This window comes from Maricaulis sp. B-26, from assembly GCF_056857855.1.
Genome location: NZ_JBSXNX010000026.1, coordinates 84,952 through 99,064 on the forward strand (window position 1 = coordinate 84,952; position 14,113 = coordinate 99,064).

Below are 14,113 nucleotides of genomic sequence, written 5' to 3' on the forward strand. Positions count from 1 at the left end.
CCAAAACGATGACTACGATCTCGCTTGCGTCGCATGTGCGAATGCGGGCACTCTCTGGCCCGGTAAGCCGAACGGTAATTTCGGGGGGATTTCATGAGCATCGGAACGTCCATTCTCAATGCGGTCGAACGCGCCGGCAATCGTCTGCCCGATCCGGTGACAATATTCGTCGCGCTGATCGGTATCATTCTCCTCGCCTCGTTCGGACTGGCCGCGCTCGGGACTTCTGTGGTGCACCCGGTCAGCGGCGACTCCGTGACGGTCCAGAATCTGCTCACCGGCTCCCAGCTCCAGAATATTCTCGTCGGCATGCCCGGCGTACTCACCGGCTTCGCCCCGCTCGGCATGGTGCTGGTGGTCATGATCGGAGCCGGCATAGCCGAGAAGACCGGCCTCCTCGCCGCAGGTCTGCGTGCCATGGTCCGCGGTGTCCCGGCGTCCTGGTTGACCCCGACCCTCGTCTTCGCCGGCGTCATGGGCAATCTCGCTGTCGATTCCGGTTATATCGTGCTCGTGCCGCTGGGCGCCGTCGTCTTCATGGCGGCCGGGCGACACCCCGTCGCGGGCCTTGCCGCCACCTTTGCAGGCGTTTCCGCCGGCTTCTCCGCCAATCTGGTCGTTACCGCTCTCGAACCGCTCCTGTTCGGCATTACCCAGACCGCCGCCCAGGGCATCGAACCGGGCTGGACGCTGAACAATCTGGACAATTACTACTTCACACTGGCCCTGACGCCGATTCTCGTCCTCGTCGGCACTTTCGTGAACAACCGCATTGTCGAGCCGCGTCTCGGCGAATGGGTCCGCCCCGACGACTTCGCCGCCCCCGATTCCGATGACGGCCTTTCGACCGCCGAGAAGAAGGGACTTGCCTGGGCGGGCTGGTCTCTCCTCGTCATGACCGCCATCGTGCTCTGGATGACCGTCCCGGAGAGCGGCATTCTGCGCGACGCAAACGGCGGTCTCGGCCCCTTCTTCCGCTCCATCGTCGCCATTTTGATGATTGCCTTCCTCGTTTCCGGCACGCTCTACGGTATCGCCGTCGGCGAGGTGAAGTCGGATCGCGACGTCGTCCAGCTCGGCAGCCGGTCCATGGCGGATATGGGCAGCTACATCATCCTGGCCTTCGCCATGGCTCACTTCATCGCACTCTTCGGGGCCTCGGAGATCGATACCGTCATCGCCATCAGCGGCGCGGAAGGCCTGCGTGCACTCGACCTGCCCGCGCCGTTGCTGATCGTCGGCATGGTGCTCCTGGTCGCCGTGCTGAACCTCTTCATGGGATCCGCATCCGCCAAATGGGCCCTTCTCGCTCCGGTTTTCGTACCTATGCTGATGCTGCTCGGGATTTCACCGGAAGGCGCGACCCTGGCCTATCGCATGGGCGATCAGGCGACGAACATCATCACGCCGCTCATGCCCTATCTCCCGCTGATCCTGATCTTCGCGCAGCGCTATGTACCTGAGTTCGGTCTGGGCAGCCTGATCGCGATCATGCTCCCCTACTCGATCGCCATTCTGCTTACCTCGATGGCGATGCTCGGTGTCTGGTTCGTTTTCGACCTGCCGCTCGGCCCGGGAGACGCCAGCTTCCTTTACGAGATGCCGCAATCTGTCGCACCAAACGACTGATTCGAATACGGTCTCTTAATGCTCCTTCGCTAGTCTCCAGGAAAACTTGGCCTGGTGAGTGCGATGACCAAAGCGGAAAAACCCTGCACGCTGTGCAGCCAACGCGGAAGAACGCGGTTCGGCGCGTGCATTCAGATGGCGTTCCAGCCCATCGTCGATACGGCCCGGGGAAAGGTGTTCGCGCATGAAGCCCTGGTACGCGGTCCCGAGGGCGAAGGCGCAGGGCACGTCCTCGCCATGGTCAATGACGAGAACCGGTATAGTTTCGACCAGACCTGCCGGGTGACAGCCATCGCGACCGCCAGCCGGATCGGCATGGAGACGCCGCTCAGCATCAATTTCATGCCGAATGCCGTCTATGAGCCGGCCAATTGCATCAAGGCGACCCTGCGTACTGCAGAACGCACCGGTTTTCCGCTCGACCGGATCATATTCGAGTTTACCGAAAGCGAGGATGTCGCCGAAACCGGCAAGCTCCAGGCGATCGTCGAAGAATATGCCCGGCATGGCCTGCGCACCGCGATCGATGATTTCGGGGCCGGTCATTCCGGGTTGAACAAGCTGGCCGATCTCAAACCGGACTATGTGAAGCTCGACATGGCCCTGACGCGGAACCTGGACAAGGACAAGCGCCGCCAGACAATCGTCAGTCACACGGCGCAGATGTGCCGGGAACTCGGAATTACTGTGATCGCCGAAGGGATCGAGACCGTCGGCGAGCTGGCCGCAGTCCGCGATCTGGGGATCGACCTTATCCAGGGCTATCTGTTCAGCGCGCCACGCCTCGAAGCCGTGTATCGCGACAGCGAAATTCTCAAGGCCTTCGTCGACACACCGGATAACCGGTGCGCCTTCGGGGATCAGGAAGACCGCGCAGCCGGATAGCCGCGCAGCCTTTCCCCTGCGGTCTAGCCGGCGAGCGCACCCGGACGGCTTTGTCCGGATCGCCGGCGCGACCGTTTCCGCCCGCCTCCCGTGCCACGCGCCTGCGCCGGCGCAGAATTGCCGTTTCGTTGCGGCCGCCCGCCGGAATTGCCGTCGCGATTTCGGCGCGGCGGACGCGATTTCTTCTTCTGCGACGCGGCCGGCGTTGCGCGCTTGGCCTCGGCCAGGAAATCGGCCTCCTCGCCCAACCAGACGCGCTCTATGTCAAGACCCGTCAGCTTTTCGATATCACGCAGATAGCCATACTCGCCCGGCTCGCACATGGAGACCGCAACGCCGCTCTTACCGGCCCGCGCCGTCCGCCCGATGCGGTGGACATAGGCTTCCGCGATATTGGGCAGATCGTGGTTGATCACATGGGATACGCCGTCCACATCGATCCCTCGTGCCGCGATATCGGTCGCGACGAGAATTTTCACACTGCCCGTCTTGAAGCCGTCCAGTGCCTTTACGCGCTGGGACTGAGACTTGTTGCCGTGAATGGCGGCGGATTTGAGCCCGTAATTCACGAGATGCTTGTTGATCTTGTCGGCGCCGTGCTTGGTCCGTGAGAAGACGATGGCCCGCTCGACCGCACGGTCGGACATGAGCTCAAGCAGAAGATCCTTCTTGCTTTCCTTGGGCAGCATGACGACGGATTGCTCGATGCGCTCGATCGGCCGGGAAGCCGGAGCGACCGAAATCTGTTTCGGATCGTCGAGCAGATCGTGCGCCAGCGCACGGATCGGTTTCGGCATGGTCGCCGACAGGAGCGCCGTTTGTCGCTTTTCGGGCAGATGCGAGACGATTCGCCGGATCGCCGGCAGAAAGCCGAGATCCAGCATTTGGTCGGCCTCGTCGAGAATCAGGGTCGTCGTACGATCGATGCGTACAAAGCCGGACTGCATGAGATCGAGCAGGCGCCCCGGCGTCGCCACCAGCACATCCACGCCCTTGGCGAGCGAGCGCACTTGCGGTCCGGGCTTCACTCCGCCGACCACGAGGGTCGAGGACAGGCGCATATGCCGGGCATAGGCCCGGAGATTCTCGAGAATCTGTGCGGAAAGCTCGCGCGTCGGCGACAGGATGAGCGCGCGGCAGGTTTTTGGAGCTGGGCGGTTCGACTCACCAGCTATGCCGTTGAGTATCGGCAACACGAATGCGGCGGTTTTGCCGGTACCGGTCTGAGCGATGCCGAGAACATCGCGCCCGGCGAGCATGGCCGGGATGGTCTCAGCCTGGATGGGGGTCGGCGCGTCATAGCCCTCGTCGGCGAGCGCTCGGAGAATGGGCTCGGCGAGGCCGAGATCCTTGAATGCGGTCAAAACAATTACTTTCAATCAGGGGTCGCGCGCGCCGAACCGAAAGGATCGGGCGTCACGACGAAAAACAGGTTGTGGAAGCTTGCGTCGCTAAGCTGCCAACTCGAACGGTGCCGAAGCACCGGGTGGCAGCAATCTGTCCCGCCTCCTTTGAAGGAGTGCGGCGGGACTGTCGCGCCAGCGCGTCGGCACCGAACCGGTTGATGGGTTGCGGTCCACCGACGTCACGCGCGGCTTGTCCCATGAATGACGGGCAAAGGCAAATGATTGCTCACACTGGGATTTCTTATGACCGCGCGGCCCCGGGGTCTTGCACACCCCCACCGACTCCCCGCGAAATGAAGTAACGCCCATAACTACTAGTAAATTATCATGAAAACGGATCAACATAGGGATCTTCTGGCTCGCAAAATTCGCATGCTGGGGATCACACCTCACGTCCTCTCGACCCTTCGTGGCATCCACCCCTTCGTCGAGACGCAGATGGACGGCATCGTCGATCGCTTCTACGCCCATATGCAGACCTTCCCGGAAGGCCGACGCATCTTCGCCGACCGTGCGATGGTGGCAGGGCTGAAACGCGCCCAGCGCGAACATTGGCTCAACCTGTTCCGCGGAGCGCTCGACACGGATTATGTCTTTCGCGCCATGCGCGTCGGTCAGGTCCACTACGAGCGCCGTGTGGCCCCCTATATCTACATAGCGGGCTACAACTTCTTCCAGTGCGAGCTCCTGCGCATCCTCTCCGAGAAGTATCGCAGCGATTCCGCCCTGCCCGACATGCTCGGCGCAATCACCCGGGTGATCAGCCTCGACATGGATTTCGCCATCTCGGTCTATATCCGCGAATTCTGGGTCGACACGGCGCACACCGTCGAGATCTGAGCAGAGCACGACGCGAAGGCCGAAAAGAAAAAAGCCGCCCCGGATGGAGCGGCTTTTTCTGCGCATCGTGTGACCACTTCGAAAAAAGTGGCGCGAGTGACGGGACTCGAACCCGCGACCTCCGGCGTGACAGGCCGGCGCTCTAACCAACTGAGCTACACCCGCTCGATGCGTCTCGCCTCAGCGAGGTGCGTTGTTTATGAGCAGAGCGTTCGGCGGTCAAGCGGGTTTCAGCACGCTTTGCAGCCCGATTGCACATCCCCTGCAGTTCGCCTCCCGGCCGTGCCCGCTACAGGATGTTTCCGGCGCTCCTTCACCAGAGCCAGTACAGCTATGTTGTGCCGAAATGTCGTTCCGCCCAGTCACGAGTCACGGCAAGGACCGCGTCGATCAGCCGGGTCAATTCCGCGTCGGGGATGACATAGGGCGGCATCAGATAGATGATGTTGTTGAAGGGGCGCACCCAGACACCGGCCTCCACGAAGGCGGCCTTCAATCCGTCGAGGTCCGGCAGGTCCGCCATCTCGATCACGCCGATCGCCCCCTGCCAGCGAACATCGACGACGCCGGGAATCGCGGCCGCTTCGGGCAGACGCGAAGCGAAGGTCGATTCGATCCCGGCCACCTGCTCCAGCCGGGGTTCCTGCTCGAACAAGTCGAGCGAGGCGTTCGCCGCCGCACATGCCGCCGGATTGCCCATATAGGTCGGCCCGTGCATCAGGGCCGCGCCGGCATCGTCGCTCCAGAACGCCTCGAATATTTCCGTAGAGGCGATCGCGGCCGCGAGCGGCAATGTGCCGCCGGTCAGGGCTTTCGATACCGTCATGATGTCCGGGACGACGCCTGCCTTTTCCGACGCCCACATCTTTCCGAGCCGTCCGAACCCGGTCATGATCTCGTCGAATATCAGCGGCAGCCCACGGGAATCGCAGGCGGCACGGACCCGCTGCAGCGTCTCCGGGGCGTGGAACCGCATCCCGCCTGCGCCCTGCACGAGCGGCTCGGTGATAACGCCGGCAATCTCGTTACTGTGTGCGTCCAGCAGAGCCTCGAAGCGGCTCATAGTGTCCGCATCGACCGGCAAGTCGGCCACGATCTGGCGCTGCAGGCTGCCCGCGAACAGGCTGTGCATCCCCTCTTCCGGGTCGCAGACCGACATCGTGGCCAGCGTGTCGCCGTGATAGCCGCCACGGAAACACACGAACCGGCTGCGCCCCCTTTCGCCGCGATTGATCCAGGACTGGACCGCCATCTTCATGGCGATCTCGACCGAGACCGATCCTGACTCGCAGAAGAAGACGTGATCGAGCGTGCCGGGTGCCAGATCGGCGAGCCGCGTTGCGAGGCGTTCTGCCGGCTCGTGCGTGAGACCGCCGAGCATGACATGCGGCAGGCGGTCGAGCTGGCGCTTCACAGCCTCGACGATGTGCGGGTGTCGGTATCCGTGGCACACCGTCCACCAGGACGAGACGCCGTCGATCAGCCGCCGACCGTCGGCCAGTTCCAGCCAGCAACCTTCGCCGGACACGACGGGGATCGCATTCGGCGTTGTTTTCATTTGGGTATAGGGGCGCCAGAGGTGATAACGCTCCGGCTCGAACCAGTCCGGCTGGCTATTCAGGGGTGCGGTACGTGTCATACTTGGCCTTTAGCAGCCCCGCATTCTGTGCAACAGGGCAGTCATGACATCGACCGCAGCATCGCTGGAACGCTTTGCCGCCACCAAGCTGGCAGGCCTCGAGCGCCGAAACCTCCGGCGCCGGACCGTCGAAACACGCCCGTTCGATGCGGTTCGTGTCGAGCGCGATGGTCGGACGCTGCTCAATTTCTGTTCCAACGACTATCTCGGGCTCGCACACGATCCGGCGATCAAGGCGGCTGCGGCCGATGCCGTCGCCCTTTACGGCACTGGTGCCGGCGCCTCACGCCTGGTGACGGGCGGACATCCACTCCTGTTCGAGCTTGAGCGCCGCCTCGCTGAGCTCAAAGGCACCGAAGACGCACTTCTGTTCGGATCGGGATATCTGGCCAATCTGGGCATCACGCCCGCCCTTACCGGTCCCGGCGATCTGGTGTTGGTGGACGCGCTGGGCCATGCCTGCCTCCATGCTGGCGCACGGCTGTCCGGCGCACGGGTCGAGACCTTCCGGCACAATGACCTCGACAATCTCCGAAGCCTGCTCGACGCTTACCGGGCCGAAAGCCGCCACGCCCTGATCCTGACGGACGGGGTTTTCTCCATGGACGGTGATATCGCGCCGATACCGGAATTGCTGGCTCTCGCCGATCGCTACGACGCGTGGACACTCGTCGACGATGCGCACGGAGTCGGTGTCATCGGTCGGGGCGCAGGCTCGGCCCATGCCTTCACGCCTCCAGCGCGAGCCCCCCTGCAGATGGGTACATTGTCCAAGGCTCTGGGAAGCTATGGCGGGTATCTGTGCGCCTCACGCGCGGTCTGCGACCTGCTGCGTACGCGGGCGCGCTCGCTCGTCTTCACGACGGCCTTGCCCCCCGCCTCTGCCGCCGCAGCGCTCGCGGCGCTCGACATTGTCGAACAGGACACGGCCCGGTGCGGGCGGCCGGTCGCGCTGGCACGGCGATTCGCGGCGGCGCTGGGACTCGACGAGCCTGTTTCACCCATCGTGCCAGTGGTTCTGGGACGGGAAGACGCCACGCTCGCAGCCTCGAAACACCTGCAGGAAAACGGCTTCCTCGTGACGGCCATCCGACCGCCGACTGTGCCGCGGGGCACATCGCGATTGCGTATCACCTTCTCGGCATCCCATGATGAGGCGGATGTGGACCGGCTCGCCGCCGCACTGGCGCCGGTCCTGGAACAATGCGAGGCCGCCGAATGATGCGTCCCATCTTCTTCACCGGCACCGGAACCGATGTCGGAAAGACGCATATCCTCTGCGCCATGCTCGAAGCCTGGCGCGCCGCCGGTGGCGAGGCCTGTATTCTCAAGCCCGTAATCTCGGGATTCGACAAGTCTGCCCTCAACGCGACGGATACGATCCGCCTCATGCGCGCCAACGGGATGGCGCTCACGGGCGACGCGCTCCAGTCCGTCTCGCCCTGGCGGTTCGAAGCCCCGCTTTCGCCGGATATGGCCGCCCGGCGCGAGAAACGATCCCTGCCGATCCAGGCCGTGGTGAACTGGTGCCTCGACCATGTCAGCCGTGACATGCCGACCATTATCGAGGGGGCCGGGGGCATCATGTCGCCGCTCGCCGAGGATGGTCTCAATCTCGACCTCATCCGCGAGCTCGACGCCCGGATCGTGCTGGTAACAGGCGCCTATCTCGGCACGATCTCGCACACGCTCACCGCATTGCGCGTGCTGGACAGCAATTGCGTCGTCATCGTCAATGATCACGGAGAGGCGCCGGTTGAGGTCGAGGAAACGGTACAATCCATCCGCCGCTTCGCGCCGCGCACCGACGTGCGTATCTATCGCGAAGGGAATGCCGACGATCTGCTGGATATCTTCCGCCCAGCATCCTAGTCCACTCGATTCGAACCCTTGTTCGAGCACGTATGGCCGTTCACGCGGCATGCGGGACGATGGTGGGCGGTGAGGGGCTCGAACCCCCGACCCTCTCGGTGTAAACGAGATGCTCTCCCAACTGAGCTAACCGCCCGTCCCGTCGGTGAGGCCGCTATCTAGTCGAACTCCCCGGACCTCGGCAAGTGCGGTCACCCGCTGCGCGCTGCATCCCGCATCACGCCGCCGACGATCAGGTCGATCTGGGCGATCGCTTCGCGGACCGGATATTTGTGTGCCTTGTTCGGCAGGGTGATCGTGACAATGCCGTGCACCGACGCCCACAGCGCGCGCGCGGCCCGCGCCCGGAAGCGGGCATCGGCGAAGCCCGGGGCCGGCGCCAGGACCGTCTCGATAATCCCGTAGAGCGCATTCTCGGTCTGGGCGTAGCGCTTGCCCCCTCCGCCCTTGGCCCGGTTGAAGCTCAAGAGCGCCATCCAGCGTCGCTCATTGGCAATGATGAATTCGATATAGGCCTTGGCCAGCACCATGAGGCGCGCCTGTACCTCGCTCTCGGGCAGATCGGCGGCATCCAGCGCTGACCGGTGATGCGCCTCGAGCAGCGCATAGGTCTCCAGATTGATCTCGCGGATGAGGTCGTCGATATCGCCGAACATCTTGTAGATCGAACCGATGCTCAGACCGGTCCGTTTGGCGACGTTACGGGCCTTCATGCCCTCCAGCCCGCTTTCGGCAAGCAAGGCGCCGCAGGCCTTGAAGGCAGCGTCGCGCACATCCTGTCCCAGAGCCGGTCGTCCCCTGGGGCGTTTCGTTTTCGGCTGGGCATCCATGCGTCTCTTCTAACCGATCCGAGCTCGATGAACAACGTTCGTTTTCTCTCTTGCGTGAATGCGATTCCCCTCTAGCGTCGAATAAGTGAACAATGTTCGTAACAGGAGAGTTCCATGTTCTCGACACTGATAACGATTATGCGCGGACGTTCCGAACGTGCCCGTGAAGGGATCGAGGCGGCCAATGCGGCCTTGATCATCGAGCAGAAAATCCGCGAAGCCGAACGTGGCCACGACCGGGCCAAGCGCTCGCTTGCGGCGCTGATCTTGCGCGAGCGCAACGAGACCCGCGCCCTGTCCGGTCTCAAGGCTCGCCGCAAGGACCTCGAGGACCGGACGCGTCAGGCTCTCGCTGCATCCATGGATGCGCTCGCGAAGGAAGGCGCCCAGGCCGTGGCCGATCTCTGCAATGAGGAAACGACGCGAGAGGACGCCCTCGACCGTACCCGGCTTGCCGTGGAGCGGCTCCGCCTGATGGTGGAGAAAAGCGAGCGGCGCCTGGTCGATCTGCGACAGGGCCTGATCACAGCACGTGCCATGGAGGCTGAGCGCGACGGCCTGCGCGAAACCCGCACTGATTTCGCCGGCGCTGCGGCCATCTCCGAGGGTGAAGCCGTACTCGCCCGGGTTCTCGACGGCGCCGATCCGGTCGCGGAAATGGACATTCTCGACGAGATCAATGACGGCCTCTCGGGCGATGCCCTGGTGGACCGGATGGCCAAGGAAGGCTTCGGAGATGCCCGGCGAACGCGGCCGGAAGACGTCCTCGAACGCTTGCGCAAGACCGCCGGCGACACATCTGAAACCGCAGCCTGAAGGAGACCATCATGCTGGGACAATCTAAACTCTGGATAAGCTTCAACTATGCCTGCGTAGCCATCGCCTACGGCATGCTGGGCCTGTCGCTCCTCCTCATGCCCGTCAATCTCTCGACCAAGGGCTATGTCGCAATGGGCGTGCTTTTCCTGACCGGGTCGCTGATCACGCTGGTAAAGACGCTCCAGGAACAGCGCATCAACGACCAGTTCACCTCGAAGGTCGAACGCGCCCGGCAGGAAAAACTGCTCAGCGAATATGTCAGCACCGATTGACGTCTGGCCCTGCGCCGCGGCCCGGATCGCGGCGCAGGTACCCCCGTATTATTCGGCAAGGCTGACGGGATCGACCGCATCAGCCGCATAACAGCCGAGGATCTTGATCTCCCGCGTATGTTCCTCGAGCACGGACAGGCTGGCCCGGATTTTCGTGTCGTCGAGATGTCCCTCGACATCCATCACGAACATCTCCTCCCAGGGATTGCCGGCGATCGGACGAGATTCGAGTTTCACCAGGTTGATGCCATTGTCGCGGAAACCCAGCAGGGCATCGACAAGGGCGCCTGGCGCGTCGCGCGTGGTAAACATCATCGAGGTCTTGCACTCCACTTCTCGCGCCGGCGTCTTCGCCTTGCGGGCGATCACGATGAAGCGGGTGATGTTCTGCTCGTGATCCCCGATATCGCGGGACAGGATGTCATACCCGAACAGGCGCGCCGCATCCTCGCCCGCCACGGCCGCGGCCGTTTCGTCTTCCTCCAGTATCCGCTCCAGGGCCCGAGTCGTGCTGGCCGCCATATGCGTCTCGATCTCCGGATGAGCACCGAGATAGCGCTTGCACTGCGCCAGCGCCTGCGGGTGGCCGTAGACACGCGTCACACGGCCCTGCCCGCCAGCCCGGCCGACCAGGCAGTGGTCCACGCGCAGCATGAACTCGCCGACGATATGCGTTCGCCCGTTCAGGAGAATATCCAGCGCCTCATTGATGGAGCCCGTCGTCGTGTTCTCGATCGGCACCACGCCGTAATCGACTTCGCCGTTCTCGACCGCCCGGAAGATCGAGACGAAATCCCGCTTCGGCGCCGGCACCACGGTGGCGTTGCGACGCTCGAAGAGCTTCTGCGCGGCAATATGGCTGTAACTGCCCGGCCCGCCGAGATAAGCGACATTGACCTCGTTGAGCTCGTCGTCGCGCATGGAGTCGAAGCGCTGACGCTGGCGGCGAATGGAGTCCTCGAACAAGGTGTGGAAGACAGTCTCGACGATTTGCGGCGCAAGGCCCTTCTCGCGGCCAAGCGCGACGGCATCGCGCAGCAGGGCCTGTTCCCGGTCGCGGTCTCTGACCGGATGGCCCGCCCTCACCTTGTCTTGCACGATATCGTCGACCAGCGCCGAGCGCTGCGCGATGGTCTCTACGATCGTCCGGTCGATCGCCGCTATTTCCGCCCTGATTTCGTCGCGTGTCTTCACCGTCGACATGTCACTTTTCCTTCCAGGCAATAAAAAAGGCCTCCCCGAGGGGAGGCCCGTTCAACTCGTCGCTTTCGCACGCGTCAGCCGGCCATCGCCCCCGAACGGGTTGCGCTGGTAAAGTAGCCGGCAAAATAAAGGCTCGCGAAAGTCATGACGGAACTCTGGGCAGAGTTTGACGCAAGGTCAATGCGCATATTCGTGACAATTGCACATTGCTTGCACAAAAATGGCCGGAGCTGTCTGCTCCGGCCATGATCGTGTCCTCGATGTCACGCTGATCAGTGCGCGACCTGCGGATTGGTCGGGTCGCCAGGCTGTTGTGCGGCCATCGCGGCCAGAGCCGCTTCGTCGGCTTCGGTCCATTCGACCGGCTCGACCGGTTCGACAAGGGCCCGGGTGAGCACTTCGTCCGCGGTCTCGACCGGAATGATCTCGAGGCCTTCCTTCACATTGTCCGGAATCTCCGCGAGGTCCTTCTCGTTTTCCTTCGGGATCAGCACGGTTTTGACGCCACCGCGCAGGGCGGCGAGGAGCTTCTCCTTCAGGCCGCCGATCGGCAGGACACGGCCACGCAGGGTAATCTCGCCGGTCATGGCGATGTCCTTGCGCACCGGAATGCCCGTGAGCACCGATACGATACCCGTCATCATGGCGATACCGGCGGACGGACCGTCCTTCGGCGTCGCGCCTTCCGGTACGTGGACGTGAATATCCGCGGCCCGGAAGATGGTGGGCTTGATGCCGAGTGACGGCGCCCGCGACTGCACGAAGGAGTTCGCCGCAGAGATGGATTCCTTCATCACGTCCCGCAGATTGCCTGTCACGGTCATCTTGCCGCGGCCCGGCATGCGAACCGCTTCGATGGTCAGGAGATCGCCGCCGACTTCCGTCCAGGCGAGGCCCGTCACGATACCGATCTGGTCGTCCTTGTCGGTCTCGCCGAAGCGGAATTTCCGCACACCGGCGAAATCACCAAGGTTTTCCGGCGTGAGCGTGACCTTGTCCGCCTTGCCCGTCTGCAGCTGGCGGACGGATTTTCGGGCCAGATTGGCAATCTCGCGCTCGAGATTACGTACGCCCGCCTCGCGGGTGTAGTAACGGATGAGGTCGCGCAGCGCGTCCTCCTCGAGCGTCCATTCGGCATCCTTCAACGCATGATTTTTCATCTGCTTGGGGATGAGGTGACGCTTGGCGATCTCGACCTTTTCGTCCTCCGTGTAGCCGGCGATACGGATGATCTCCATCCGGTCGAGGAGCGGCTGCGGCAGGTTCAGCGTGTTCGCCGTGGTGACGAACATGATGTCGGACAGGTCGTAATCGACTTCCAGATAATGGTCGTTGAAGGTCGAATTCTGCTCCGGATCGAGCACTTCGAGCAAAGCCGAGGCCGGATCGCCGCGATAGTCCGCGCCGAGCTTGTCGATCTCGTCGAGCAGGAAGAGCGGATTGGAGGAGTTCACCTTCTTCATGGACTGGATAATGCGGCCCGGCATGGATCCGATATAGGTCCGCCGGTGTCCGCGAATCTCGGCCTCGTCGCGCACGCCGCCCAGCGACATGCGAACGAAGTCGCGGCCGGTGGCCTTGGCAATGGACCGGCCGAGCGAGGTCTTGCCGACGCCGGGCGGTCCGACGAGGCAGAGGATCGGCCCCTTGAGCTTGCGGGTCCGCGCCTGCACGGCGAGGTGCTCCAGGATACGCTCCTTGACCTTCTCCAGGCCGTAATGATCCGACTCGAGCACGCCTTCGGCACGCTCCAGATCGTTCTTCAGGCGTTTGCGCTTGCCCCACGGCACCGCAAGGATCCAGTCGAGATAATTCCGCACGACGGTCGCTTCCGCCGACATCGGGCTCATCTGGCGCAGCTTCTTGAACTCGGCTTCCGCTTTGGTGCGGGCTTCCTTGGAGAGCTTGGCCTCGGCCAGCTTCTCTTCCAGCTCTGCGAGTTCCTCGCGGCTGTCATCGCCCTCACCCAGCTCGCGCTGGATCGCCTTCATCTGCTCGTTGAGATAATACTCGCGCTGGGTCTTCTCCATCTGGCGCTTCACGCGCGAGCGGATTTTCTTCTCGACCTGGAGCACCCCGATCTCGCCTTCCATCAGGCCGAGCACGCGCTCGAGCCGGCTGGAGGCATCAGGATCCTCGAGCAGGGACTGTTTTTCATCCAGCTTCACGGCGAGATGAGCAGCAATGGAATCGGCCAGCTTGCCCGGCTCGTTGATCTGGGCCAGCGAAGCGAGCGCCTCAGGCGGAACCTTCTTGTTCAGCTTCACATAGTCTTCGAACTTCGACGCCACCGTGCGCATCAGCGCTTCCAGCTCGGCCTCGTCGCCCGGATCCTCGATCACCGGCTCGCAGACCGCTTCGTAATACTCCGGCTGATCCACATAACCCGTGATTTCAACACGCGTGCCGCCCTCGACCAGGACCTTGACCGTCCCGTCCGGGAGTTTCAGCAGCTGGAGGACGGACGCGATGACACCTGTCGAATGGATCGCATCGGGCGACGGCTCGTCGTCGGACGCCGTGCGCTGCGCCGCGAGCAGGATTTGCTTGTCCGCCTTCATCACCTCTTCGAGTGCCTTGACGGATTTCTCGCGTCCCACGAAGAGCGGCACAATCATGTGCGGGAATACGACAATGTCTCGCAGCGGCAGAAGCGGCAGTGTCTTCGAAGTAGACATTCATTCTCCATTCGCGCCCATCAGGGCGCGTTCAGATCTT

12 protein-coding genes and 2 tRNA genes are annotated in these 14,113 nt (G+C 63.0%); 7 read left to right on the forward strand and 7 right to left on the reverse strand.

Translation table 11 applies throughout. From position 1 onward, the window contains the following. Positions 1-93: 93 nt before the first annotated feature. Positions 94-1,629 carry an AbgT family transporter gene (locus tag AC13HB_RS12755; RefSeq protein WP_482950150.1) on the forward strand — a complete coding sequence of 512 codons (1,536 nt, stop codon included), beginning with the start codon at positions 94-96 and terminating at the stop codon, positions 1,627-1,629. A 135-nt stretch (positions 1,630-1,764) separates the two neighbouring features. After that, positions 1,765-2,514, forward strand: coding sequence for an EAL domain-containing protein (locus AC13HB_RS12760; RefSeq protein WP_482950151.1), 750 nt, complete (start codon positions 1,765-1,767; stop codon positions 2,512-2,514). A 23-nt stretch (positions 2,515-2,537) separates the two neighbouring features. Here AC13HB_RS12760 and AC13HB_RS12765 read toward each other — a convergent pair whose 3' ends face one another. Next, positions 2,538-3,878 carry a DEAD/DEAH box helicase gene (locus tag AC13HB_RS12765; RefSeq protein ID WP_482950152.1) on the reverse strand — a complete coding sequence of 447 codons (1,341 nt, stop codon included), beginning with the start codon at positions 3,876-3,878 and terminating at the stop codon, positions 2,538-2,540. A 369-nt stretch (positions 3,879-4,247) separates the two neighbouring features. On the opposite strand from AC13HB_RS12765, the gene AC13HB_RS12770 reads away from it, so the two are divergent. Then, on the forward strand, positions 4,248-4,760 hold the full coding sequence (locus tag AC13HB_RS12770) for a protoglobin domain-containing protein (protein WP_482950153.1): 513 nt from the start codon (positions 4,248-4,250) through the stop codon (positions 4,758-4,760). Positions 4,761-4,848: 88 nt separating this feature from the next. On the opposite strand, the gene AC13HB_RS12775 is transcribed toward AC13HB_RS12770, so the two are convergent. Next, positions 4,849-4,925, reverse strand: a tRNA-Asp gene (locus AC13HB_RS12775). 166 nt (positions 4,926-5,091) lie between these two features. Further along, entirely contained in the window at positions 5,092-6,399 is a 1,308-nt protein-coding gene (locus AC13HB_RS12780) for an adenosylmethionine--8-amino-7-oxononanoate transaminase (RefSeq protein WP_482950154.1), read from the reverse strand. 43 nt (positions 6,400-6,442) lie between these two features. On the opposite strand from AC13HB_RS12780, the gene bioF reads away from it, so the two are divergent. Both bioF and bioD read left to right on the forward strand, forming a co-directional pair. Then, positions 6,443-7,621 (forward strand): 8-amino-7-oxononanoate synthase, encoded by a 1,179-nt coding sequence (gene bioF / locus AC13HB_RS12785; RefSeq protein WP_482950155.1) that lies wholly within the window; start codon positions 6,443-6,445, stop codon positions 7,619-7,621. Next, positions 7,618-8,271, forward strand: coding sequence for a dethiobiotin synthase (gene bioD, locus AC13HB_RS12790; protein WP_482950156.1), 654 nt, complete (start codon positions 7,618-7,620; stop codon positions 8,269-8,271). The genes bioF and bioD overlap by 4 nt, the downstream gene beginning before the upstream one ends. A 60-nt stretch (positions 8,272-8,331) precedes the next feature. Here bioD and AC13HB_RS12795 read toward each other — a convergent pair. Both AC13HB_RS12795 and AC13HB_RS12800 read right to left on the reverse strand, forming a co-directional pair. Further along, a tRNA-Val gene (locus AC13HB_RS12795) sits at positions 8,332-8,407 on the reverse strand. 55 nt (positions 8,408-8,462) lie between these two features. Further along, the gene (locus tag AC13HB_RS12800) at positions 8,463-9,101 is read right to left on the reverse strand and encodes a TetR/AcrR family transcriptional regulator (protein WP_482950157.1); all 639 of its coding nucleotides are present in this window, start codon (positions 9,099-9,101) and stop codon (positions 8,463-8,465) included. A 114-nt stretch (positions 9,102-9,215) separates the two neighbouring features. Here AC13HB_RS12800 and AC13HB_RS12805 point away from each other — a divergent pair, with 114 nt between their 5' ends. Next, complete coding sequence (locus AC13HB_RS12805) at positions 9,216-9,917, forward strand: PspA/IM30 family protein (protein ID WP_482950158.1); 702 nt, start codon at positions 9,216-9,218, stop codon at positions 9,915-9,917. Positions 9,918-9,928: 11 nt separating this feature from the next. After that, positions 9,929-10,192, forward strand: coding sequence for a YiaA/YiaB family inner membrane protein (locus AC13HB_RS12810; protein ID WP_482950159.1), 264 nt, complete (start codon positions 9,929-9,931; stop codon positions 10,190-10,192). A 48-nt stretch (positions 10,193-10,240) separates the two neighbouring features. Here AC13HB_RS12810 and pheA read toward each other — a convergent pair whose 3' ends face one another. Both pheA and lon read right to left on the reverse strand, forming a co-directional pair. Continuing rightward, on the reverse strand, positions 10,241-11,395 hold the full coding sequence (pheA, locus tag AC13HB_RS12815; RefSeq protein WP_482950160.1) for a prephenate dehydratase: 1,155 nt from the start codon (positions 11,393-11,395) through the stop codon (positions 10,241-10,243). Positions 11,396-11,667: 272 nt separating this feature from the next. Next, positions 11,668-14,073 (reverse strand): endopeptidase La, encoded by a 2,406-nt coding sequence (gene lon, locus AC13HB_RS12820; protein ID WP_482950161.1) that lies wholly within the window; start codon positions 14,071-14,073, stop codon positions 11,668-11,670. Between the last annotated feature and the right edge of the window lie 40 nt (positions 14,074-14,113).